This window comes from Nonomuraea sp. NPDC051941, from assembly GCF_044593615.1.
Genome location: NZ_JBIUCF010000077.1, coordinates 1 through 22,602 on the forward strand (window position 1 = coordinate 1; position 22,602 = coordinate 22,602).

Sequence of the window (22,602 nt, forward strand, 5' to 3'; positions counted from 1 at the left end):
GAGTGCTCATTTGTTCTTTTTTCGTCGCGCGGCGCCCGCCGCCCCCCCCCCGGCCCCCCCGCCCCCCGGGGCCCGGGGGGGGGGGGGGCGGGCCGGCCCCCGCCCCCCCCCCCCCCCCCCCCCCGACCGCCGCGTGACGGCTTCACCTACGGCCTCAAACGGGTCGAGATCATCTCCGCCCAGGCCAACGGCATCACCCTGCTGCTCGCGGCCTACTCGCCGTCGGGGTCAGGCGAGCTGTCCGGCCGCCGTACGCGCCGCCATCCGCCGCTCGAACCACACCGAGGTGAACGGCGGCACCGCGCACGCCAGCCCCAGCACCACGGTGCCCCGGCTCCAGCCCGCCTCCCGCGCCGAGAGCATCACCCCGGCCGCGTACAGCACGAACAGCGCGCCGTGGATCGGCCCGAACACCTTCACGCCGAGCTCGCCGGTCTCGGTCACGTACTTGAAGAACATCCCGACCAGCAGCCCCGCCCACGAGCACGCCTCGGCCACCGCCACGAGTCGAAACCAGCGCAGCACAATCTACCCTTTCGTCCGATTATCGCGCTCACTCTACAGGCTGTAGAGCGCAGCCTGATCATCGGTCTTGCCGCACCTCGATGGCGTGATCTCCTGTTGCGAAGGTTAGCCTTACCTTATCTTTGGATGATGGGAAATCCTTCTGAGATCCGTACGGTGACGACCGAGGCCGAGCTCCGGGAGATCGTGAAAGAGCCGCCGCAGACCATCTGGGACAAGGACATCGCCCGGATCGACGAGCACGCGCGCACGATCATCGCCCACTCGCCGTTCGTCCTGCTGGCGACGTCGAACTCGGACGGGACCTGCGACGTCTCCCCCCGAGGGGACCCGGCCGGGTCGGTGCTGGTCCTCGACGACCACCGGCTGGTCCTCGCCGACCGCCCCGGCAACCACCGGCTCGACAGTTTCCGCAACGTGCTGGACAACCCCCACGTCGGGCTGCTGTTCATCGTGCCGGGGATGAACGAGACGCTGCGGGTGAACGGCCGCGCCACGCTCGTGTCGGACGCGCCGTTCTTCGACGACCTGGTGGTCCAGGGCAAGCGGCCGCACCTGGCGGTCCTCGTCGACGTCGAAGAGCTGTACATGCACTGCGCGAAGGCGTTCCTGCGCTCGTCGCTGTGGAAGCCCGAGACCTGGCCGGACCGCAAGAGCCTGCCGACGCTCGGACGGATCGCCAAGGACCAGATGGGCATCAAGGGAGTTCCGGCGAAGGTGATCGACGCGGGTCTCGCCATGGACGCCAGGATGAACCAGTATTAGGGCGCCCCGACGAAGGCCCCGGAGCCCGTCAGGGGAGCGGGGGCAGGGGCTTGTCGTGGAGCCAGGCCGACAGCAGCGGCCCCGCCGTCTGGGCGGCGTGCCGCTGGACGTGCGCGGCGAAGTCCTGGGTGGTGACGTTCGCGTGCCGGCGCCCCGCCGTCCAGTCGCGCAGCATGGGGAAGAAGACCTCGTCGCCCAGCGCCCGGCGCAGCGCGTGCACGGTCAGCGCACCCCGCTTGTACACGCGGTCGTCGAACAGCGTGCCCACCCCGGGGTCGGTCAGGATGAAGTCCTGCGGGAGGGCGGTGAGGCGCTGGTGCCAGCGCCGGGCGTGGGCGGCGGCGGGCTGCCCGCCCGAGGCCTCCGACCAGAGCCATTCGGCGTAGGTGGCGAACCCCTCCTGCAGCCAGATGTCGCTCCAGCGGGACAACGTGAGGCTGTTGCCGAACCACTGGTGCGCCAGCTCGTGCGCCACCAGCCGCTCGAACCCGCGCCGCCCGTCCACGTGGTTCCTGCCGAAGATCGACATGCCCTGCGCCTCGACCGGGATGTCCAGCTCGTCGTCGACCACGACGACGACGTAGCCGCCGAACGGATAGGGCCCGAAACGGTCGGTGAAGACCGCCATCATCTCGCCCTGCCGCCCGAAGTCGTGCCGGACGCGGGTGGCCAGGCGCGTCGGATGGGCCACCCGGGTGCCCGCGACCTCCGCGAGCCGGTAGCGCCCGATCTGCACGCTGGCCAGGTAGCTCGCCATCGGCTCGGGCTGATCGTAGACCCAGGTCGTGTTCCCGCCCGCGCGGCGCTGGCCGGTGAGCGCCCCGTTCGCGATGACCACGTACGGCGACGCGGTCGTCACGGAGATCCGGTACGTCGCCTTGTCCCCGGGCCGGTCGTTGCACGGGAACCAGGACGGCGCGCCGATGGGCTGCCCGGCGACCAGCGCGCCGTCGGACAGCTCCTCCCAGCCCAGCCCGCCCCACGGGCTCGGCACCGGCACCGGCCTGCCCCCGTAGCGGACCTCGACACCGGCGACGGCGCCCGCGGCCAGCGACCAGGGCAGCGTCACCCGCAGCTTGCCCTGGCCGTGCGTGTGGCGGGTGGGAACGCCGTCCACGGTGACGCCTTCGACCCGGAAGCGGCCGAGGTCCAGGTCGAGCACGCCGAGGGGTTCGGCGGCCGTCACCGTCAGCTGGGCCGTGCCGTCGAGCCGGTTGTTCGCCAACCGGTACTTCAGCGCCAGGTCATAGTGCGACACCATGTAGCGGTGGTCGCCGTGCCCGGGGAAGTACGGTGTCATCGCCACGCCGAGATGGGGTTGCCGAACCAGCGCGTACGGCCGGGCACCGACTCCCCCCGCATGACGAGCGAGGCCGGCCCGATCGTGGCGTCGGCGCCCACCCGCGCGGCGGGCAGCACCACACCGTGCGGACCCAGCGTCGCGCCCGCGTCGAGGGTCACCGTGTCCATGTTCATCACCCGGTCGTGGAACAGGTGGGTCTGCAGGACGCAGCCCCGGTTGACGCAGGCGCCATCACCCAATGTCACCAGATCCGCCTCTGGCAGCCAGTATGTGTCACATGTGACACCATGCCCGATATGAGCCCCGAGTGAACGCAGCCACACGTTCAGCGGCGCGGTCCCCAGCCACGGCTGCGCGAACCAGGGCGCCGCCAGCACCTCCACGAAGTTGTCCGCCAGCTCGTTGCGCCACACGAACGAACTCCACAGCGGCCGGCTGCCCGCCCGGATCCGGCCGACCAGCGCCCATTTGGCGGCCGTCGCGACCAGGGCGGCGGCCACACCCGCGGCCAGCAGCACCACGCCGCCCAGCGCGAGCGTCACCGCGAAGCCGTAGCTCGCCGCGAGCCACTCGAAGGCTGCGGCCACCAGGACGGCGAGCGCGACCGCGCACATCGCCGGCACCACGCGGAACGCCTCGACCAGCGCCCTGGCCGCCTTGTACCGGGCGGGCGGGTCGTAGGTGCGGCTGCGGTCGGCGTCCTCGGCGGTGCGGCGCAGCTCCATGGGCGGCATGCCCACGTACGAGGAGCCGGACCTGGCCTTCTTCGGCGTCGCCGACAGCACGCCGACCAGGCCGTCCTTGGGCACCTTGCGGCCGGGCGCGGTCATCCCCGAGTTGCCGAGGAAGGCCCGCTTGCCGATCCGCGCGGAGGCGATGCGCATCCACCCGCCGTCCAGCTCGTACGGGGCCACCATCGTGTCGTCGGCCAGGAACGCGCCGTCGCCGACGGAGGTCATCGTGGGCAGCGCGAGAACCGTGGACAGCTCGACGCCGCGGCCCACCTTCATGCCGAGCGCCCGCAGCCACACGGGCGTCAGGACGCTGGCGTACAGGGGGAACAGCCAGACCCGAGCCGAGGCCATCAGCCGTCCCGTCGCCCACGCCTGCCACGCCTGGCGGCTGTGCACCGGGTGACGGCCCGCGTGCAGGCCCAGCCCGAGCAGCCGCACGCTGACCAGCGTGACCAGGGCGAAGGCCGCCATGCCCGCGAGGGTCGCGACCGGCACGCCCGGCAGGGCGGCGGCCAGGGCCGCGCCGATCGTGCGCGCGTCCCCGGCGAACGCGGCCAGGACCGCGAGCCCGGCCGCGGCCGCGACGGCGGGGAGCAGGCTGAGCACCATGGCGCTCACCCCGTACACGGCGGCCCAGAACCGGGAGCGGGCGGGCCGCTCCGCCGGGCGCGACCTGCGGGACTTGCCCTGCCGGAACGCCGGCGCGCCGGCCCAGTGCTGGCCCGCCGGCACGGTGCCGGCGACCGCCGATCCGGGAGCGATCTGGGCGTTCTTCCCGATCCTGGTGCCGGGCAGCAGCGTCGAGCGGGAGCCGACGGTCGCGCCCGCGCCGATCCTGATCTCGCCGACGCGCAGCAGGTCTCCGTCGTACCAGTAGCCGCTGAGATCGACCTCCTGCTCGACCGAGGCGCCTCTGCCGAGCTTGAGCAGCCCCGTGACGGGCGGCGGCGAGTGCAGGTCGGCGTCGGCGCCCACCTGGGCGCCGAGCAGCCGGGCGTACCACGCCATGTACGGGGCCCCGGCCAGGTCGGGCACGCCGAGCCGCTCCGCGAACCGCTCGGCGAACCACACCCGCAGGTGCACGCCGCCGCCGCGCGGATAGGCGCCGGGCCGAACGCCGCGCAGCACCAGCCGGGCCACGCCCGCGGACAGGCCCATCCGCCCGGCGGGGGTGACGAACAGCAGCGCGCCCAGCGCCACCCACCCCCACGACAACAGGGGAGCCCACGACGGCGCGAGCAGGTTGCCGAGCGCGGCGAGCAGCACGATCCAGCGCGCCGCGCCGGCGCTCAGCAGCACGACCATGAGCGCGGACTGGGCCAGCGCGGACCGCCCGGGCATCGGGGTCACCGGCGGCCGATCCGGCTCGGCCTCGCCCCTGCCGCCCAGCAGCCGGGCCAGCCCACCGAGCGTCGGCTGGGCGTACACGTCGCCCACGGCCACGTCGGGATGGTCGGCGCGCAGGACCGACACCAGCCGGGCAGCGGCCAGGCTGGTGCCACCGTCGGTGAAGAAGTCGGCGTCGGGGCCGCTCGGCGGCACGCCGAGGACGGCGGTCCAGTGACCGGACAGCCGCGCCTCGGCCGGGCTCAGCGCGACCTCCGCGGCGGCCGGCTCGGTCAGCGGCCACGGCAGCGCGGCCCGGTCGATCTTCCCCGAGGTCCTCGTGGGCAGCGAGTCGACCGGCGCCAGGCGCGGCACCAGGGCCGCGGGCAGCGTGTCCGCGAGCCGTTCGCGCGCCTGGGCCAGGTCGAAGCCGGGCTCGGTGACGAGGTAGCCGACGAGCACCTGGTGGCCGCCGCCGGCGGTGCGGACGGCGGCGGCCGCGCCCGCGACCCCGGGCAGCGCCTGCAGCGCCGCGTCCACCTCGCCCAGCTCGATCCGGCGGCCGCCCAGCTTCACCTGGTCGTCGGCCCGGCCGGCGAAGATGAGCCCGTCGGGTTCGGCGCGTACGAGGTCGCCGCTGCGGTAGGCGCGCTGCCAGCCCAGCGAGGGCAGCGGCGCGTACTTCTCGGCGTCCTTGGCCGGGTCCAGGTAGCGGGCCAGGCCGACGCCGCCGATCACCAGCTCGCCGGTCTCGCCCATGGCCACCGGCTCGCCCGTGCCGTCCACGACCGCGAGGTCCCACCCGTCGAGGGGCAGGCCGATGCGGACCGGGCCCTCGCCGGTGAGCCGCGCCGCCGTGGCTACCACGGTGGCCTCGGTGGGCCCGTACGTGTTCCACACCTCGCGCCCCGGCACGGCCAGCCGCTCGGCCAGCTCGGGCGGGCAGGCCTCGCCGCCGAAGATGAGCAGCCGGATGCCGTCGAGGTGCTCGGCCGGCCAGAGCGCGGCCAGCGTGGGCACGGTCGAGACGGCCGTGATCCGGTGGGCGGCCAGCCAAGGGCCCAGGTCCATCCCGGTGCGCACCAGGGCTCTGGGCGCGGGCACGAGGCAGGCGCCGTGCCGCCACGCCAGCCACATCTCCTCGCAGGAGGCGTCGAAGGCCACCGAGAGCCCGGCCAGCACCCGATCACCGGGGCCCAGCGGCCGCTCCTGCAGGAACAGCCCCGCTTCCGCGTCCACGAACGCGGCGGCGGACCGGTGCGTCACCGCGACGCCCTTCGGCTTGCCGGTCGAGCCGGAGGTGAAGATGATCCACGCGTCGTCGCCGGGCTCCGGCGGCGCGGGCGCCCGGCCCGGGGTGCCGGTCACCGTGAGCTCCCCGGAGACGATCGCGTCCACGCCGGCCTCGGCGAAGACGGTCTCCGCGCGCTCGGCCGGGTCGTCGGCGTCGACGGGCACGTAGGCGGCGCCGGCGGCGAGCACGGCGAGGATGGACACGTACAGCTCGGCGGTCCCCGACGCGAGGCGCACGCCGACGCGGGAGCCGCGGCCGACCCCGGCCTCGGCGAGCCCGGCGACCAGCCGGTCCACCTCGGCGCGCAGCGACAGGTAGTCGAGGACCACGGTGCCGTCGTCGATCGCCGGCGCGTGCGGGTGGCGGCGCGCGGTCTCGTCGAGGACGTCGATGAGGGTACGGGGCGATGGGGCCAGCACGCCCGCGGGGTAGACCGCGGTCGCCGCCCTCAGGCGTAAATCGGCCGGATTGCTGCGCAAGCGGTGCTCCCTGGATGGACGACGGGTGACATGCCAGAGTACGCGCACCGGGTTACGGACCGGCCCGTCGGGTGGCCGAGGAAAGTTTCAGATGGGCGCGCCGCCGAATCATCGAAATTTTTCGGATGACGGCCCGCCGCCTTTCACCCCGGGTCATGCAATGACCAGCGAAAAACGCCGCAAGGGTGGGCTGACCGGCCGTCAGGGGCTCTGAAAACGGGGGCTCGACCAGCTACCTCCTGTTTGTTTCATGGATTGACGTAATCAGAAACGCGGTCGTAACCTCAGCGCACTGACGCGGAGGGCGGCGATTTAGTGAAGCGCGCTGATTCGTCCGATGCGGAGATTCCTCTCGACCTTCGAGGATGCGATCAATGAATCTGCTCACAACCATCAAAGGCCGCACCCGATCGATCGGCGTCCCCATGGCCGCCGTCCTGGTCACCGCCACCGCGCTGGTGACGTCCGCGGGACCGGCGCAGGCGGCGGCCCCGGCCGACGGAGCCGTGTACACCCTGGCGTCGGGGTCGAGCGGCAAGTGCGCCGATGTGACGGGCGCTTCGGCCGACAACGGCGCTCTGCTCGTCCAGACCGCCTGCGTCCCCACCGCCGCCGATCAGCAGTTCAAGGCGGTGGCGCGGGGGAGCGCGTTCAATCTGGTCAACAGTGGCAGCACCCGGTGTGTCGACGTGCCGGGCGGGTCCACGGTCTCCGGTACGCAGTTGCAGCAGTGGGGTTGCGGCGACGGCAGCAAGACCAACCAGCAGTGGACCTTCACGCCTTCCTCCGCCGCGTCCGGCAAGTACCTGGTGAAGAGCGTCGCGACCGGGCTGTGCGTGAGCAACAAGGACGGCTCCACGGCGGGCAACAACCCGATCGTCCAGGAGACCTGCTCCGACGTCGCCCGCATGCAGTGGTCCGTCAACTCCACCTCGTCCGGCGACCGGGTCTGGTCCGACAACGCCGACGGGTTCGCCGCCACCAGCGGCAGCGGCCTGTCGACCACCACCGGAGGCGCGGCCGGTCCCACGGTGACCGTCACCACCTATGCCGACCTGGTGAAGTACGCCACCGCCGCCGCCCCGTACGTCATCAAGGTCAACGGCGCCATCACCGTCACGCCGTACGGCACCGAGATCAAGGTCGCCTCCAACAAGACCATCGTCGGCGTCGGCACCAGGGGCCACATCGTCAACGGCGGCTTCTTCCTCGGCACCGGCGTCAGCAACGTCATCATCCGGAACCTGACCATCCGCGACACCCGCATGGCCGACGACGACCCCGACGACAAGCTGTACGACTACGACGGCATCCAGATGGACACCGCCCACCACATCTGGATCGACCACAACACGATCACCCGGATGAACGACGGGCTGATCGACAGCCGCAAGGACACCAGCTACCTCACCGTGTCCTGGAACGTCCTGTCGGAGAACAACAAGGCGTTCGGCATCGGCTGGACCGACAACGTCACGGCGCGGATGACGATCCACCACAACTGGATCCACGACAACAACCAGCGCAACCCCAGCACCGACAACGTCGCCTACGCCCACCTGTACAACAACTACCTGCAGAACATCGCCGGCTACGGCAACTACTCGCGCGGCGCCACCAAGATGGTGCTCGAGAACAGCTACTACGACAACGTCAAGGACCCCTACTACAGGGACGACGCCGCCGAGCTCCGCCAGAGCGGCAGCATCGTGGTCAACTCGACGGGCCAGCGGGAGACCGGCGGCTCCGCCTTCACGCCGTCCTCCTTCTACTCCTACACGCTGGACCCCGCGGCGCAGGTCCCGGCGCTCCTTCGCACCTACGCGGGCCCGCAGGCCAACATCGGCCTGTGATCGACACCCCGGGCCGGCCCCAGAGCCGGCCCGGGGCACCCCCACCTCAGGAAAGGACCGATCATGCGCCACGGCATCCAGGCACCGTCACGCGCCGCGAAGATCGCGGTCGTCCTGGCGGTGTCCGTCACCGTCCTGACCCTCTCCACCGGAGTGAGCTCGGCCGCCGCGGCCCCGGCCGACGGCGGCGTCTACACGCTGGTGTCGGGGTCGAGCGGCAAGTGCGTCGATGTGACGGGCGCTTCGGCCGACAACGGCGCCCTGCTCGTCCAGACCGCCTGCGCCGCCTCCGCGCTCGATCAGCAGTTCAAGGCGGTGGCGCGGGGGAGCGCGTTCAATCTGGTCAACGGCGGCAGCGGCCGGTGCGTCGACGTACCCGGGGCTTCGACGGTCTCCGGTACGCAGTTGCAGCAGTGGGGCTGCGGCGACGGCAGCAAGACCAACCAGCAGTGGACCCTCACGCCCTCGACGGCCGCCTCCGGCAAGTACCTGGTGAAGAGCGTCGCGACCGGGCTGTGCGTGAGCAACAAGGACGGTTCCACGGCGGGCAACAACCCGATCGTCCAGGAGACCTGCTCCGACGTCGCCCGCATGCAGTGGACCTTCAACTCCATCTCCGGATCGGCCACTCCGACGGTGGCGTCCGACGGCACCGGCCGCTACCGGACCGTGCAGGCGGCGATCGACGCGGTGCCGGCCGGCAACAGCAGCCAGGTGGTGATCACCATCAAGCCGGGCACCTACCGGGAGATCGTCGTCGTCAACAAGCCGTACGTGACGCTGCAGGGCCTGGGCTCGTCCCCGTCGGACACCCTCATCGTGAACAACCACTCGGCCTACACCCACGGCACCTCCGGCAGCTACACCGCGCTGATCTCGGCACGTGACGCCGCCGCCACCAACCTGACGATCTCCAACGACCTCGACGAGAGCACCGTCCCCAGCGGCGCGCAGGCCGTCGCGCTGCGGCTGGACGGCGACCGCACCACGCTGACGAACGTCCGCATCCTGGGCGACCAGGACACCTTCCTCGTCAACGACTCGGCCCGCGCGTACGTCAAGAACTCCTACGTGGAAGGGACCGTCGACTTCATCTTCGGCGGCGGCACGATCGTCTTCCACAGCTGCGACATCTACGAGAAGCGCAGCACGGGCGGTCCCGTCACCGCGGCCAGCACGGCGGCGGCCAAGACGTACGGCTTCCTGTTCTACAAGTCGCGCATCACCGGCGCCACGAACAACACGACCACCCTCGGACGGCCGTGGCGGCCCGACGCGCAGGTGCTCTACCGGGAGTCGACGCTGAGCGCGACGATCGCGACCGCGCAGCCGTGGACGGACATGTCATCGAACTCCTGGAAGAACGCCCGCTTCCTCGAATATCGGAACAACGGTGCCGGCGCGACCACCAACGCCAACCGCCCGCAGCTCAGCGACGCGCAGGCGGCGAACTACACCCCCCAGAAGTACCTGGCCGGCGGCGACGGCTGGAACCCCGCCGGCTAGTGCTGGTGACCGCGCTGTTCGGCGTGGATCTTCTTGGCGATGTCGACGTCCGCGATCGAGCGCTCGATGAGCGCTCGCATCGCGGTCTCGGCCGCCTTCGGGCGCTGCCGGCGGACGGCCAGCAGGACCTCGGCGTGCTTGTCGGCGGACTCGCTGGTGAGGTTCGCGTGCACGAACTGGTCGCGCAGCCGCAACCCGGCCTCGATCGCGGTCGCCATCCGGGCCATCAGCTCGTTGTGCGCCGCGCGCAACAGGGCGTGGTGGAAGGCCAGGTCGGCCTCGACCTGGTCGCCGGTAGGCCGGCCGGCGGCCTCGCGCATGGCGGTCAGAGCGTCCTCGAGCGCGGCCAGGTCCCGGTCGGTACGCCGTAGCGCGGCCATGCGCGCCACCGCGGGCTCGATCGTCAGGCGCACCTCTCCCAGCTCGTCAAGGAACACCTCGTCGACCTGGGCGGCGAAGCGCCAGCGCAGCACGTCGGCGTCGAGCAGCGACCACTGCTCGCGCGGCGCGACGAACGTGCCGCGCCGGGGCCGCGCGCCCACCAGACCCTTGGCGGCGAGCACGCGCAGCGCCTCCCGCACCGCCGTCCGGCTCACCCCGAACCGCTCCTGCAGCGCCACCACGTCGAGGTCCTCGTCAGGGGCGATGACGCCGTTGACGATGGCCGTGCCGAGACTGACGACCACGCGGTCGTGGGCGCCGGCCCTTCCGATCTCCTCCATGCCGGAATCATGCCATGGCCGGGCCGCCTGCAACAAAAAGTAATCATATTAATGAAGATGAGCCAGCTCGAGGACGGCCAGCTCGCCCTGCAGGACGAGCACGGCCCCGCCGATCGCGGCCGCGTCCGAGCCGCTGACCGAGGAGACCACCCGCACCGGGTGCGCGCGCCGGGCGAAGGTGCGCCGCCGCACCTCCTCCTGGACGACCGACTGGTAGATCGGGCCCGCCGCGGCGAGGCTGGGCCCGGCGAGCACGATCGTGTCGAGGTCGAACAGGCTCGCCATGGTGACGGCGGCGGTGCCCAGGTGGCGGGCGGAGCGCTCGATGAGCGTACGCGCCTCCGGGTCTCCGGCCAGCGCCGCGGTCGCGATGCGGCCGAACGCGGCCATGACGTCGGTGTCGGCGGGGTCGAGCCCCAGCCGCCGGCCAAGGCTCGGTGCCTCCAGCGCCTGCCTGATCACCGCGGTGGGATCGGCGTAGTTGCCGAGGCAGCCGTAGTTGCCGCAGCCGCACGGCCCCCCGTCCAGGTCGACCGTGATGTGGCCGATCTCGACGCCGTTGGAGGAGCTGCCCCGGTACAGCTCGCCGTCCACGACGACGCCCCCGCCGATGCCGCTGGCCATGTAGACACAGCCGAACGCGGGTGTGTCCACCGCCCCCAGCCAGTACTCCCCGATCGCCGCGGCCGCCGCGTCGTTGTCGAGCAGCACCGGCAGGCCCAGCATCTCCGACAGGCGCGGCGCGACCGGGTATCCGAACCATTCGGCGGTCGGCTGGTGGGTCAGCAGTACGCCCGCCCGCCGGTCCTGCGGCCCGTACGTCGCCAGCCCCACCCCGAGCACCTTCCCGCGATCGACCCCGGCGGTGTCGAGCAGGGCGTTCACGCGCGAGGCCACCAGCGTGAGGCCCTGCCCGGGAGGCAGCAGGGCCGTGCCGGGGAACGAGGTCCGCGCGACCGGCCGGCCCGTCAGGTCGGCGAGGACGACGACGCAGGTGTTGCGTTCGAACAGGACGCCCACCGCGTACCGGGCCCGCGGGTTGAGCTGCAGCAGCGTCCGGGGTTTGCCGCCGGTGGACGCCCCGCGCCCGACCTCGACGACCAGCCCGTGGTCCATGAGCTCGCGGACCACCTGGGTGATGGTCGCCGGCGTGACCCCGGACTCGGCGGCGAGCTCGATCCGGCTGATGGTGCGCGCCGCCCGTATGCGGTTGAGCACGATCCCGCGGGTTCTCGGCCTCCCGGCCACTCGGTCTCCCTTACTTCGGGTGCCAAAGAAAGCCGGGCCCGGGCCGGTGCGTCCGGCCCGGGCCGTCATTCCGTCAGCGGGCGGCGCAGGACGGCGTGGGGACGCTGTTGCTGCCGTTCCACGAGCCCAGGAACCCGAAGGTCGTACCGGCTCCGGCGCCGAGGCTGCCGTTGTAGCTCATGTTGCGGGCGGTCACGTTGGATCCGCTGCTGCTGACCGTCGCGTTCCAGGCGTTGGTGACGGTCTGGCCGTTGGCGAAGGCCCACGTCACCGTCCAGCCGCTGATCGCCGAGCTGCCCGCGGTGACCCGGACCTCGGCCTGGAAGCCGCCGCCCCACTGGCCGGTCACCTGGTAGGTGGCCGAGCAGGCGCCGGTGGGAGGCGTGGGGGTGGGGGTGGGTGACGGGGTGCCGGACGAGCCGCCGTAGATCGTGGCCTCCTTGGCGGTCGCCTTGATGCCGTTGGCGCCGTTGAAGATCCGCTGGCCCCACGTGGTGAGCTGGCTCGGGTTGAAGCCGGTCGCCATGTCGAGGATCGGGTCGGTGTTGCCACTCCAGGACCAGCCGAGGTAGCCGAGGCCGCGCGACTGCGCCTCGGCCAGGATCGTCTCGTGGTCGACCTCGCTGGAACTGAAGCGCCAGCCGAACTCGCCGATGACCAGCGGCCACCCGTTCGCCTGGAACCGGTTGAGGTAGTCGACGATGCCGGCGGCGGTGTTGAAGACGGCGTACATGTGGATCGACAGCACGGTGTTGTGCTGGGTGTCGGCGTTCAGGATCGTCTGGGCGTTGTCGCGCATGACGTACTGCCAGTCCTGGCCCCAGTTGGGGGCGTCGACCATGAGCAGGTGCTCGAAGCCGTTGCTGCGCATCTTCTTGATCGCGTTCGCGGTGGCGGCGGTCCACTGGGCGGCGCTGGTGTTGCCGATCGGCTCGTTGCCGATGTTGATGACGACGTAGTTCTCCTGGCCGACGAGCGCGCTCTTCTGGCTGATCCAGTAGTCGGCCGCCTCGTCGAGCGAGGCGGCGGCGCCCTCCTCGCCGTACCCGGTGGTGTCGTGCACCTCCAGCACGCAGATCAGCTTGTTCTGCTTGCACAGGGAGATGACGTTGGCGACGTCGGTGGACGGGCCCCACCGCTTGCCGCTGCCGAGCACGACGCGCACGGTGTTGGCGCCGAGCGCCTTGATGTTGGCGAACGAGCCGGTCTGGCTGGTGTACCAGACGTGGGGGTGATTGACGCCCCGCATGATGAATTCCCGGCCGTTGGCCTCGACGATCTTCGTGCCGCTGACGTGCAGGCCCGCGGCCGCGGACGCGGACTGGACGTACACCAAGACCGACGCGACGGCCGCGAGCACGGCGGCGCCGAGGGCGAGAAGCCTTCTTCTCATGACCTACCTCGTGGTCGGGCCCCGGCCATCCGGGGCGGGAAGCGCCCCACACGCTATAGAGCCGCCGAAGGCCGGAGAAGCAGGGGAGATCACGTCCGCCCCGCGCGAAGCGCCGATCCATGCCCCTGCCTGCGACGACCGGCCCGGGGAAGGCGAGGGATCACCTGAAAGTTTCAGCCGTTAAATAAGTCTGCTCACGACAGGGCCGCGCGGGGCAGCCCTGGAATGACCGAGAGGAAGAACTCGCGGATGGCGGATTCGACCTTCACGGAGTCGCGGTCGAAGAGCCACTGCGCCTGCAGGCCGTTGATGAGGGAGATGGTCATGGTGGCCAGCGTCTCGGGGTCGATCGCCGGGCGCAGCCCGTCGCGTTCGGCCAGGGCGGTGAAGGTGTCGGCGTAGAAGCGGCGCAGATTGCGGTAGCGGTCGGCGTAGTAGGCGTGCGCGGGATGGTCGGGAGAGGTCGCCTCGCCGGACACGACGCAGTGCAGCTCCATGAGTCCCGGCTGGAGCTCGTTGTCGACGATGACGGCGATCATGCCTTTCAGGGTCTCGACGGGGTCGGCGGCCGGGTCCAGCACCTTGGCCGCCTCCAGGAACTCGGTGCCGCGCTCGTCACGCAGCTCCAGCACCCCGAGGAGCAGGTCTTCCTTGCGGGGGAAGTGGTGCAGCAGCCCGGTGTGGCTGATGCCGGCGCGCTTGGCGATGTCCTTCATGGTGGCGCCGTAGAAGCCGGTCTCGCCGAACGCGTCCACGCAGGCCTCGAGGACGCGCCGGCGCACCGCCGCCGTCTTCGCGTACGGGCCGCGGTTGCCGGATGCCATCATGGACGCCCCTCCAAATTAGTATCGCGATTCGGTTTTCATGCTAGCGTGTCGCCGACACCCATGGTCTCGAGCAAGGAACTCCACCATGCCCCAGCTCCCCTCCGGTTTCCTCTGGGGTGCGGCGACCGCGCCGCACCAGGTGGAAGGCAACAACGTCAACAGCGACTGGTGGGCCCTCGAGCAGCAGATGCCCGGCATGCAGCGCAGCGGCGACGCGGTCGACAGCTACCACCGCTTCGCCGAGGACATGCGCCTCCTGGCCGAGGCCGGGCTCAACGCCTACCGCTTCGGCATCGAGTGGGCCCGCATCGAGCCGGTCCCCGGGGAGTTCAGCCGAGCCGAGCTCGCCCACTACCGCCGGATGATCGACACCGCCCTCGACCTGGGTCTCACCCCTGTCATCACCCTGCACCACTTCACGAACCCGCGCTGGTTCAGCTGGCTCGCCGAGGACGCCACCCAGCGTTTCCAGACGTACGTGCGGGAGGCCACGAGCATCCTCGACGGCGTCGAGTGGGTGTGCACGATGAACGAGCCCAACATGCTCGCCCTCATGATCGGGATGGCCCGGGACGCGCGGGCCACCCAGCGGTCGACCGAGGAGTGGATGAGCCCCACCGTCGAGGGCGCCGCGCGGCCGGTGCTCCCCGACCCCGACCCGGAGATCGGCGAACGGCTGGCCGAGGCGCACCACGCGGCCCGCGCGATCCTGAAGCAGCACACCGGGGCGGCCGTCGGCTGGACGGTGGCCTGCCAGGCGCTCACCTCGACCCCGGGCAACGAGGACAAACTGCGCGAGGTGCGTCACGTCCGTGAGGACCTCTACCTGGAGGCCGCCCGCGGCGACGACTTCATCGGCGTGCAGTCCTACTCCAGCCAGGCCGTCGACGAGAACGGCGTCGTCCCGCACCCGCAACACCCGGACAACACGATGACCGGCAACGCCTACCGGCCCGACGCCATCGGCATCGCCGTCCGGCACGCCTGGGAGACGACCTGCCGCACGCCGATCCTCGTCACCGAGAACGGCATCGCCACCCCGGACGACACGCGGCGGATCGCCTACACCTCCGAGGCCCTCGGCCACCTGTTCGCCGCCATGGAAGACGGCATCGACGTCCGGGGCTACCTCCACTGGACCGCGCTGGACAACTTCGAGTGGGGCCACTGGGAGCCGACCTTCGGGCTCATCGCCGTCGACCGCACGACGTTCGAGCGCCACCCCAAGCCGAGCCTGGCCTGGCTGGGCGGGGTCGCCCGCCGAGGGGAGATCTGATGCTGAAGCCGCGCTCCACCCCCACCCGCGAGCTGGTCGGTCTCGACGGGCTCTGGCGGTTCGCCCTCGACGGCGGCCCCGGCCCGCTCGACACCACGCTGGAGGCGGCGGTCCCGGCCAGCTACAACGACCTGTTCACCGACAGCGCGATCCGCGACCATGTGGGCTGGGCCTGGTACCAGCGGCAGGTGCGGGTGCCGCGCGGCTGGGCCGGCGAGCGCGTCGTCCTGCGCGTCGACGCCGCCACCCACCAGGGCCGGGTCTACGTCGACGACGTCCTGGTGGCCGAGCACGTGGGCGGTTACACGCCCTTCGAGGCCGACATCACCGAGCACGTACGCGCCGGGCAGGAGTTCCGCCTCACCATCGGGGTCAACAACGAGCTGACCGACACGACGATCCCGCCCGGCACGATCACCGTGACCGCCGACGGGCGGCGCCGGCAGACGTACCTGCACGACTTCTACAACTACGCGGGCCTGGCCCGCTCGGTGTGGCTCTGCAGCCGTCCCGCCGTCCACGTCGAGGACATCACCGTCGTCACCGCCATGGACGGGACGGTGGAGTACACGGTCCGGACCAGCGCGCCCGCCCGGGTCCGCGTCCGCGTGCTGGACGCCACCGGCGCCCAGGTCGCCACGGCCGACGGCGCGAACGGCATCCTGCGCATCGAGGACGTGCGGCTGTGGCGGCCCGGCACGGCCTACCTCTACGACCTGGTCGCCGAGATCCTGGACGGAGAGCAGGTCGTCGACAGCTACCCCGAGCCGTTCGGCGTGCGGACGGTGGAGGTGCGCGGCACCGAGTTCCTCATCAACGGCGAGCCGTTCTACTTCACCGGCTTCGGCAAGCACGAGGACACGCCGGTGCGCGGCAAGGGCCACGACAACGCCTATCTCGTGCACGACTTCCAGCTCATGGACTGGATCGGCGCCAACTCCTTCCGCACCTCGCACTACCCGTACGCGGAGGAGGTGATGGAGTTCGCCGACCGGCACGGCATCGTCGTCATCGACGAGACCGCCGCCGTGGGCCTCAACCTCGCCGTCGCGTCCGGGCTCACCGGCGCCCCGCCCCGGCCCACCTTCTCGCCGGACACCTTCGGCGAGGCCACCCGCGAGGCGCACGCCCAGGCGATCCGCGAACTGGTCGCCCGCGACAAGAACCATCCCAGCGTCGTCATGTGGTGCATCGCCAACGAGCCGGCCTCCAACGAGGAAGGCGCGCGCGAATACTTCGAGCCGCTGGTGGAGCTCACCCGCGAGCTCGACCCCACCCGCCCGGTGAGCTACGCGGCGGTGCTCTTCGCCACGCACGACAACGACCGCATCGCCGACCTCTTCGACGTGCTGTGCATCAACCGCTACTACGGCTGGTACGTCGCCACCGGCGACCTCGCCACGGCCGAGACCTACCTGGAGCACGACCTGCGCGGCTGGGCCGACAGGTTCGGCAAGCCGATCATGATGAGCGAGTACGGCGCCGACACCATGCCCGGCCTGCACTCGGTGTGGGACACGCCGTGGACCGAGGAGTACCAGCAGGCCTACCTCGAGATGAACCACCGCGTGTTCGACCGGATCGAGGCGTTCGTCGGCGAGCACGTGTGGAACTTCGCCGACTTCCAGACCTCCCACGGCATCCACCGCGTGGACGGCAACAAGAAGGGCGTCTTCACCCGCGACCGCAGGCCCAAGGCCGCCGCCCACGCGCTGCGGGCCCGCTGGAGGTCGCTCGCCAGCCGCAAACCACAGGGATAGCGGTCACTCCAGGGCGAGGCGCACCGGGCCGCCCGCGGGGTCGGCGCTCGCCACCAGAGAGAAGGGGACGCGGAAGACCCGGCCGGGAGCGGCCGGCCAAGGGAGCCGGGTACGGCCGAGGACGCGTCCGTCCTGGGTGGCGGTGACCCGCGGAAGCGTCCGGAAGGTGTCCGCCCACAGCAGGAGCCTGCCACGGGAGGGCGGCGGTCCGCCGGGGCGGACGAGCTGCGGCGCGACCCAGCGCAGAGGCGCCTCGGCCACCAGCGTCACCCCGCCGGCGGGGGCGGGGTCCCCGGCCAGGTGCCGCAGGACGGCGGCGGCCACGTGGCGGCCGTCGAGCGCGGCGACGTCGGCCGTGTCGACCGGGTGCAGGAGGTTCCCGGCCGCGAACACCCCGGGCAGGCTCGTCGCCAGGGAGGTGTCCACGCGCGGCCCGAGCGTGGCCGCGTCCATCTCCAGGCCGCCCGTCCGGGCCAGCTCGTGGTCGGGGATCCAGTCGCCGGTGGTGATCACCGTGTCGCAGGGGACGCGGCGGCGTCGCCCGGTGCCGAGGTCCTCGATGTCGACCGAGGTCACGCGGCCCTTGCCGTTGACGGCGACGACCCGGGTGCGGGCCCGGACGAGCACGCCGAAGGCCAGCCGTCCCGGGAGGTGGAAGGCCGCGTAGGCTTCGGGCCGGTCGTACTCGCTGGTCATCAGCACCGTGCGGCAGCCCGCCTCGCGCAGGGTCAGGACCGCCGACCAGCTGACCAGCTCGGCGCCGACGACCACGGCGCGCCGCCCGACGTCGCGGTGGTGCAGGTGGACGAGGTTCTGCAGCTGGCCGGTGGTGTAGACGCCGTCGGGACGGTCGCCGGGGATGAGCCGGGCCGGGCGGGGCCGCTCCCGGGCGCCGGTCGCCAGGACCACCGCGTCGGCCTGGACCAGGCGGCGGCCGTTCGGCGAGGTCACCTCCAGGGTCCGCGGTCCGGCCCAGCCGGTGACCATGGCCTCGGTCTCCAGCCGGGCTCCGGCGTCGCGGGCGTGACGGGTCAGCCGGCGCGCGTACGCGGGGCCGGAGATGAATCTGCGCAGGTCGCGCAGGCCGTAGCCGGGGTGGTCGCTGTGCCGGGGGATGCCGCCGGTCTCCGGCTCGCGTTCCAGGACCAGGACGTCGCCGTCCACGGACGGGGCGAGCGTGGCGGCGGCGGTGAGCCCGGCCGGACCTCCGCCGATCACGGCCACCCGCACGCGCTCTTTCATTCCGCTCCCCTTTCGAAGATCTCGCGTACCCGGGCTCCGCAGTAGAAGCCCTGGCAGCGTCCGTTCATGGCTCTGGTACGGCGGCGCAGGCCCTCCACCCCGGCCGGCGGGATCACCGACGCCAGGGCGTCGCGGATCTCGCCCTTCGTCACCCGCTCGCAGAAGCACACGACCCGGCCGTACTCGGGGTCGGCGGCGATCGCGGCGGCGTCCTGGTAGGGGCGCGGGAAGGCCTCGCCCAGGTTGGGCATGTGAGGCGGCGCGGGCAGCTCGGTGCGCTCGGCCAGGTCGAGGTGGCCCTTGAGCAGGTCCGCGATGTGCTCGGCGATCGCCATGCCGGCGGTCAGGCCGGTGGAGCGGATGCCGCCGACCAGGAGGTAGCGCTGCCCGGCGTCGAGGTCGATCAGGTAGTCGTCGCGTCCGATCGAGGCGCGCAGGCCCGCGTAGGTCGCGGTGACCTCCTCCGCCATCAGCCGGGGCATGAGCTCGGCGCCCTTCTCGCGCAGGAACTCCAGCCCCGCCTCGGAGGTGCCGGTGGCGGACCGGTCCGTCAGGTCCTCGGCGGTCGGGCCGACCATGACGTTGCCGTAGATGGTGGGGCTGACGAGCACGCCCTTGCCCGCCGACGACGGCACCGGCAGCACGATGCAGGGCGCCAGCGGCCGCGCGAGCTTGTCGAAGACCAGCAGCTCGCCGCGGCGCGGCGTTACGGTGAAGCGGTCGTGGCCGAAGAGGGCGTCGAGTGCGTCGGCTCCGAGCCCTGCGGCGTTGACCACCCAGCGGGCGGAGAGCTCGCCCCCCGTGGTGATCAGCCGGGTGGCGTCCGGTCCGGGGTGGACCGCGGTGACGCGGTGGCCGCGCAGCAGCGTCACACCGCGGTTGACGGCGTCGGTGGCCAGGGCGAGGTTCGTGGTCCAGGTGCAGATGATGGACTCGCCGGGCACTGTGAGCCCGCCGATCGCGCCCGCGCCGAGGGCGGGGACCCTGCGGTAGACCTCGGCGGCGCCGACGATCTCGCAGGCGGTGTAGCCGTTGCGCTCGGCCTTGGCCCGCAGCTCGGGCAGGGCGTCGAGCTGCTCCGGCGTCCAGGCCACGAGCAGCGCCCCGGTGCGCTCGACCGGGATGCCGGTGGCCTCGGCGTACCGGCCGAGCAGGTCGTAGCCGCGGGCGACCAGGCGGGACTCCAGGGTGCCGGGCTTGGCGTCGAAGCCGGTGTGCAGGATGGCGGTGTTGGCCTTGCTGGTGCCGTCGCCCACGTCGTCGCGCGCCTCCACCAGCGCCACCGACAGCGCGGTGCCGCCCAGCAGGCGCGCGATGGCCGCGCCGACGATGCCGCCGCCGATCACGGCCACGTCGTACGTGTTCACGAATTCTCCTTCGACGACAGAGTGGCCCGGGCGGCGGCCTGCCACCGCTCCAGGTACGCGGCGGCTCGGTCCGCGGGCCAGGCGGGCTCGTAGACGGCCGACGGCCGCCAGCCGCCGACCGCCGCGGCGGCGTCCAGGGCCGGGTCGAGGGCCATCAGCGCGCAGGCGGCGGCGCCGAGCGGGGTCGCGTGCGGCGACGGGTAGACCTCCACAGGGAGCTGGGCGAGGTCGGCCTGCGCCTGCATGAGGACGCGCGAGCGGGTCAGCCCGCCGTCCACGCGCAGCCGGGAGAGCGGCGCGCCGAGATCCGCCCCCACCAGCGCGGTCAGCTCGGCGACCTGCGCGGCGATCCCTTCCAGCAGCGCCCGTACGAGGTGCCCGCGGCCGGTGCTGAGCGTCATGCCGGTGAACGAGGCGGTGGCGCCGGCGTCCCACCACGGCGCGGCCAGCCCGGCGAGCGCGGGCACGCACAGCACCCCGTCGCCGGAGGGCGCCGCGACGGCGTCGAGCTGGTCCGCGCCGGTGACGAGGCCGAGGTCGGCGAGCCAGCGCACGGCCGAGGCCGCGGTGTAGACCTGGCCGTCCACGCAGTAGCGCGTCTCGCCGCGCAGCCGCCAGGCGATCGACGTGGCCAGACCCGACGCCGAGCGCGCCAGGGAAGTCCCGAGCTGGGCGAGCAGGAAGGCGCCTGTGCCGTACGTGCACTTGGCGGTGCCCGCTTCCAGGCACGCCTCGGCCAGCAGCGCGGCCTGCTGATCGACGATCAGCCCGGTCACCGGGACCTCCGGGCCGAAAGCGGTGGTCGTGCCGACGACGGCGTCGCCGGCGACGATCTCGGGGAGCCGCTCGGAGCCGAGCCCGAACAGCTCCAGCAGCTCGCCGTTCCACCGCGCGTCCTCCAGCCCGAGCAGGAGGGAGCGGCTGGCGGTGGAGGCGTCGGTGACGAAAGCGCCGCACAGCCGGTGCACCAGCCAGGTGTCGGTGGTCGTCACGACGCCCTCGGTGGTCAGCTCCTCGCGGATCCAGCGCATCTTCGGCGCCGAGAAGTACGGGTCGAGCACGAGGCCGGTCAGCGCGGCCACCCGGCCGGCATGCCCGGCCCGCGCGGCGCACAGCGGCTCGGCACGTCGGTCCTGCCAGACGATGGCGGGCGTGAGCGGTTCGCCGGTGACGGGATCCCAGGCCAGCACGGTCTCGCCCTGGTTGGCCAGGGCGACCGCGTCCAGCGGCACGCCCGCCGCGGCGGCCGCGCGCCGCCCGGCGGTCAGAACGGAGTCGAGCAGGGCACGCGGGTCCTGCTCGACGCCGCCGCCCTCCAGGTAACGCGGGCGCAGGGCCTCCTCGGCGATCGCCAGGACGGCGCCACCGGCGTCCACGACGATGGCCTTGGTCCCTGACGTGCCCTGGTCGATCGCGAGGACGTGCATCGTCAGATCTGCTCCTTCTGCGCGAAAGCGCCGTCGATCGAGTGCATGTCGGGCATGTCCAGCGCCCGGCGGCCACGGGTCGCCAGCAGCGTCACGAGGTAGGCGGCGCCGATCACGACCATCACCAGAACGTAGAGCCAAGCGTCGCGGAAGGAGGCATCGCGGAAGAGGGACAGCTCGAACACCAGCCACACGACCGACACCGCCAGGACGGGCTTCTCCCAGGCGCCGAGGTCGAACTTGCCGTTGGCCGGCAGGTGCCGCCGCTTGGCGAGGTAGAGCGCGACGGTCGCGGCGTAGATGACGGCGGGCAGCAGCGTGGCCGCGCCGAACAGGGTGAACAGCGCGTCCTCCGAGAAGGCCGAGAACAGGCCCAGGATCACCTCGGCGAGCACCACGTAGAACACCGTCGCCCGCAGCGGGGTGCCGAAGCGCGGCGAGACCCGCTGCCAGTGCCGCCAGCCCGGGAACCGCTCGTCGCGGGACATCGCCCAGGTCAGGCGGGTGCCGGTCATCATGATGACCAGGCCGCAGGCGAAGATCGCCAGCACGACCAGCAGCAGCAGAAGCGTGGCGACGACCGGCCCGAGGGTCTGCTTGATGACGTCGGCGATCGGGGTGCCGGACGCGGCGAGCGCCACCGGGTCACCGGCCGCGAGCGTGACCGCGACCAGGAACAGGAAGCCCAGGACGCCGGAGGCCAGGACCGCCTGCCACATGGCCCGCGGGACCACGCGCTCGGGGTCGGTGGTCTCCTCGGCGAGATTGGCCGCCGACTCGAACCCGACGATGGTGAACGCGCCGAGCAGGAAGCCCAGCACCCACGGCCCGGCCGAGGTCAGGTCGCCGAAGCTCCAGTATCCCTCGGCGGGCACGGCGCCCCTGCTCCACAGGTTGCCGAAGTCCATGTCGTTGCGGACCGCGGCCACGACGAGCAGCAGCACGGTCAGCAGCACCATGCCGGCGAGCTCGGCCGACACGGCGGTGTTGTTGACCTTCTCGGACCACCGGGTGGAGCCGCCGACGAGCGCGGCCTGACCGAGCAGGATCACCGCGGTGACCGCCCAGGTGATGCCGCCGCTCGCCGTGTAGTCCAGCAGCACGGGCAGGACCGTCGAGGCCACCGTGTAGTCCACGGCCACGACGACGACGGCCAGGAACATGAACGAGATCCAGCCGATGATCCACCCGAGCACCGGGTTGGCCAGGCGGGAGGTCCACTGGTAGGCGTACCCGGTCACCGGGATCCGGGAGGCCAGCGAGCCGATGACGAACGCCACCGCGAGCTGGCCGACCACCGCGATCGGCCAGGTCCAGATGCCGAGCGGCCCGGAGGAGCCCAGCACCGACCCGTAGGTGGTGAAGATGCCGGTCGCGATCGAGACGAACGCGAAGGCCACGGCGAACGAGGCGAACCTGCCGGTCCGCCGCTCGAAGGACTGTTCGTAGCCGAACCGGGCCAGCTCGTCGCTGTCGGTACGCGCTGTGTGGTCTCCCATCGCAACCTCCCTCTTGGTATATACCATGTGGTGTAGACCGCAAGGTATCGTCCAAG

General features: G+C 72.0%; 16 protein-coding genes. 5 read left to right on the top strand and 11 right to left on the bottom strand.

The features are described from left to right. Window positions 1-228 precede the first annotated feature (228 nt). The gene (locus ACIHFD_RS62550) at window positions 229-525 is read right to left on the bottom strand and encodes a DUF3817 domain-containing protein (protein WP_397375055.1); all 297 of its coding nucleotides are present in this window, start codon (window positions 523-525) and stop codon (window positions 229-231) included. Between the two features lie 156 nt (window positions 526-681). Between ACIHFD_RS62550 and ACIHFD_RS62555 the strand changes: the two genes are divergently transcribed. After that, window positions 682-1,290, top strand: a complete 609-nt coding sequence (locus ACIHFD_RS62555; protein ID WP_350727568.1) for a pyridoxamine 5'-phosphate oxidase family protein — start codon at window positions 682-684, stop codon at window positions 1,288-1,290. Between the two features lie 28 nt (window positions 1,291-1,318). Here ACIHFD_RS62555 and ACIHFD_RS62560 read toward each other — a convergent pair whose 3' ends face one another. Both ACIHFD_RS62560 and ACIHFD_RS62565 read right to left on the bottom strand, forming a co-directional pair. Further along, window positions 1,319-2,590, bottom strand: coding sequence for a M1 family metallopeptidase (locus ACIHFD_RS62560; protein ID WP_397375083.1), 1,272 nt, complete (start codon window positions 2,588-2,590; stop codon window positions 1,319-1,321). Further along, complete coding sequence (locus tag ACIHFD_RS62565; RefSeq protein ID WP_397375056.1) at window positions 2,587-6,426, bottom strand: Pls/PosA family non-ribosomal peptide synthetase; 3,840 nt, start codon at window positions 6,424-6,426, stop codon at window positions 2,587-2,589. Before ACIHFD_RS62565 ends, ACIHFD_RS62560 begins: the two co-directional genes overlap by 4 nt. Window positions 6,427-6,800: 374 nt before the next feature. On the opposite strand from ACIHFD_RS62565, the gene ACIHFD_RS62570 reads away from it, so the two are divergent. Both ACIHFD_RS62570 and ACIHFD_RS62575 read left to right on the top strand, forming a co-directional pair. After that, window positions 6,801-8,279 (top strand): RICIN domain-containing protein, encoded by a 1,479-nt coding sequence (locus ACIHFD_RS62570; RefSeq protein ID WP_397375057.1) that lies wholly within the window; start codon window positions 6,801-6,803, stop codon window positions 8,277-8,279. Between the two features lie 63 nt (window positions 8,280-8,342). Further along, a complete protein-coding gene (locus ACIHFD_RS62575; protein ID WP_397375058.1) occupies window positions 8,343-9,785 on the top strand; it encodes a pectinesterase family protein in 1,443 nt (480 codons plus the stop codon). Here ACIHFD_RS62575 and ACIHFD_RS62580 read toward each other — a convergent pair. From ACIHFD_RS62580 to ACIHFD_RS62595, 4 genes are all read right to left on the bottom strand, one after another. Beyond that, complete coding sequence (locus tag ACIHFD_RS62580; RefSeq protein ID WP_397375059.1) at window positions 9,782-10,507, bottom strand: FadR/GntR family transcriptional regulator; 726 nt, start codon at window positions 10,505-10,507, stop codon at window positions 9,782-9,784. The genes ACIHFD_RS62575 and ACIHFD_RS62580 overlap by 4 nt on opposite strands. A gap of 48 nt (window positions 10,508-10,555) precedes the next feature. Further along, complete coding sequence (locus ACIHFD_RS62585; protein ID WP_397375060.1) at window positions 10,556-11,755, bottom strand: ROK family protein; 1,200 nt, start codon at window positions 11,753-11,755, stop codon at window positions 10,556-10,558. 73 nt (window positions 11,756-11,828) lie between these two features. Then, window positions 11,829-13,148, bottom strand: a complete 1,320-nt coding sequence (locus ACIHFD_RS62590) for a cellulase family glycosylhydrolase (protein WP_397375061.1) — start codon at window positions 13,146-13,148, stop codon at window positions 11,829-11,831. A 194-nt stretch (window positions 13,149-13,342) separates the two neighbouring features. After that, window positions 13,343-13,975 (bottom strand): TetR/AcrR family transcriptional regulator, encoded by a 633-nt coding sequence (locus tag ACIHFD_RS62595; protein WP_350727575.1) that lies wholly within the window; start codon window positions 13,973-13,975, stop codon window positions 13,343-13,345. A gap of 85 nt (window positions 13,976-14,060) precedes the next feature. Between ACIHFD_RS62595 and ACIHFD_RS62600 the strand changes: the two genes are divergently transcribed. Both ACIHFD_RS62600 and uidA read left to right on the top strand, forming a co-directional pair. Then, entirely contained in the window at window positions 14,061-15,251 is a 1,191-nt protein-coding gene (locus tag ACIHFD_RS62600; protein ID WP_397375062.1) for a family 1 glycosylhydrolase, read from the top strand. Next, window positions 15,251-17,011, top strand: coding sequence for a beta-glucuronidase (gene uidA, locus ACIHFD_RS62605; protein WP_397375063.1), 1,761 nt, complete (start codon window positions 15,251-15,253; stop codon window positions 17,009-17,011). The genes ACIHFD_RS62600 and uidA overlap by 1 nt, the downstream gene beginning before the upstream one ends. Window positions 17,012-17,014: 3 nt before the next feature. On the opposite strand, the gene ACIHFD_RS62610 is transcribed toward uidA, so the two are convergent. The 4 genes from ACIHFD_RS62610 to ACIHFD_RS62625 are packed head-to-tail and all read right to left on the bottom strand — an operon-like array spanning window position 17,015 to window position 22,546. Continuing rightward, window positions 17,015-18,253: an NAD(P)/FAD-dependent oxidoreductase gene (locus ACIHFD_RS62610; protein WP_397375064.1), complete on the bottom strand. Its 1,239-nt coding sequence runs from the start codon at window positions 18,251-18,253 to the stop codon at window positions 17,015-17,017. Further along, window positions 18,250-19,620: an NAD(P)/FAD-dependent oxidoreductase gene (locus ACIHFD_RS62615; RefSeq protein WP_397375065.1), complete on the bottom strand. Its 1,371-nt coding sequence runs from the start codon at window positions 19,618-19,620 to the stop codon at window positions 18,250-18,252. Before ACIHFD_RS62615 ends, ACIHFD_RS62610 begins: the two co-directional genes overlap by 4 nt. Beyond that, window positions 19,617-21,047, bottom strand: a complete 1,431-nt coding sequence (locus tag ACIHFD_RS62620; RefSeq protein ID WP_397375066.1) for an FGGY family carbohydrate kinase — start codon at window positions 21,045-21,047, stop codon at window positions 19,617-19,619. Before ACIHFD_RS62620 ends, ACIHFD_RS62615 begins: the two co-directional genes overlap by 4 nt. A 2-nt stretch (window positions 21,048-21,049) precedes the next feature. Next, window positions 21,050-22,546 carry an amino acid permease gene (locus ACIHFD_RS62625; protein ID WP_397375067.1) on the bottom strand — a complete coding sequence of 499 codons (1,497 nt, stop codon included), beginning with the start codon at window positions 22,544-22,546 and terminating at the stop codon, window positions 21,050-21,052. Window positions 22,547-22,602 lie beyond the last annotated feature (56 nt).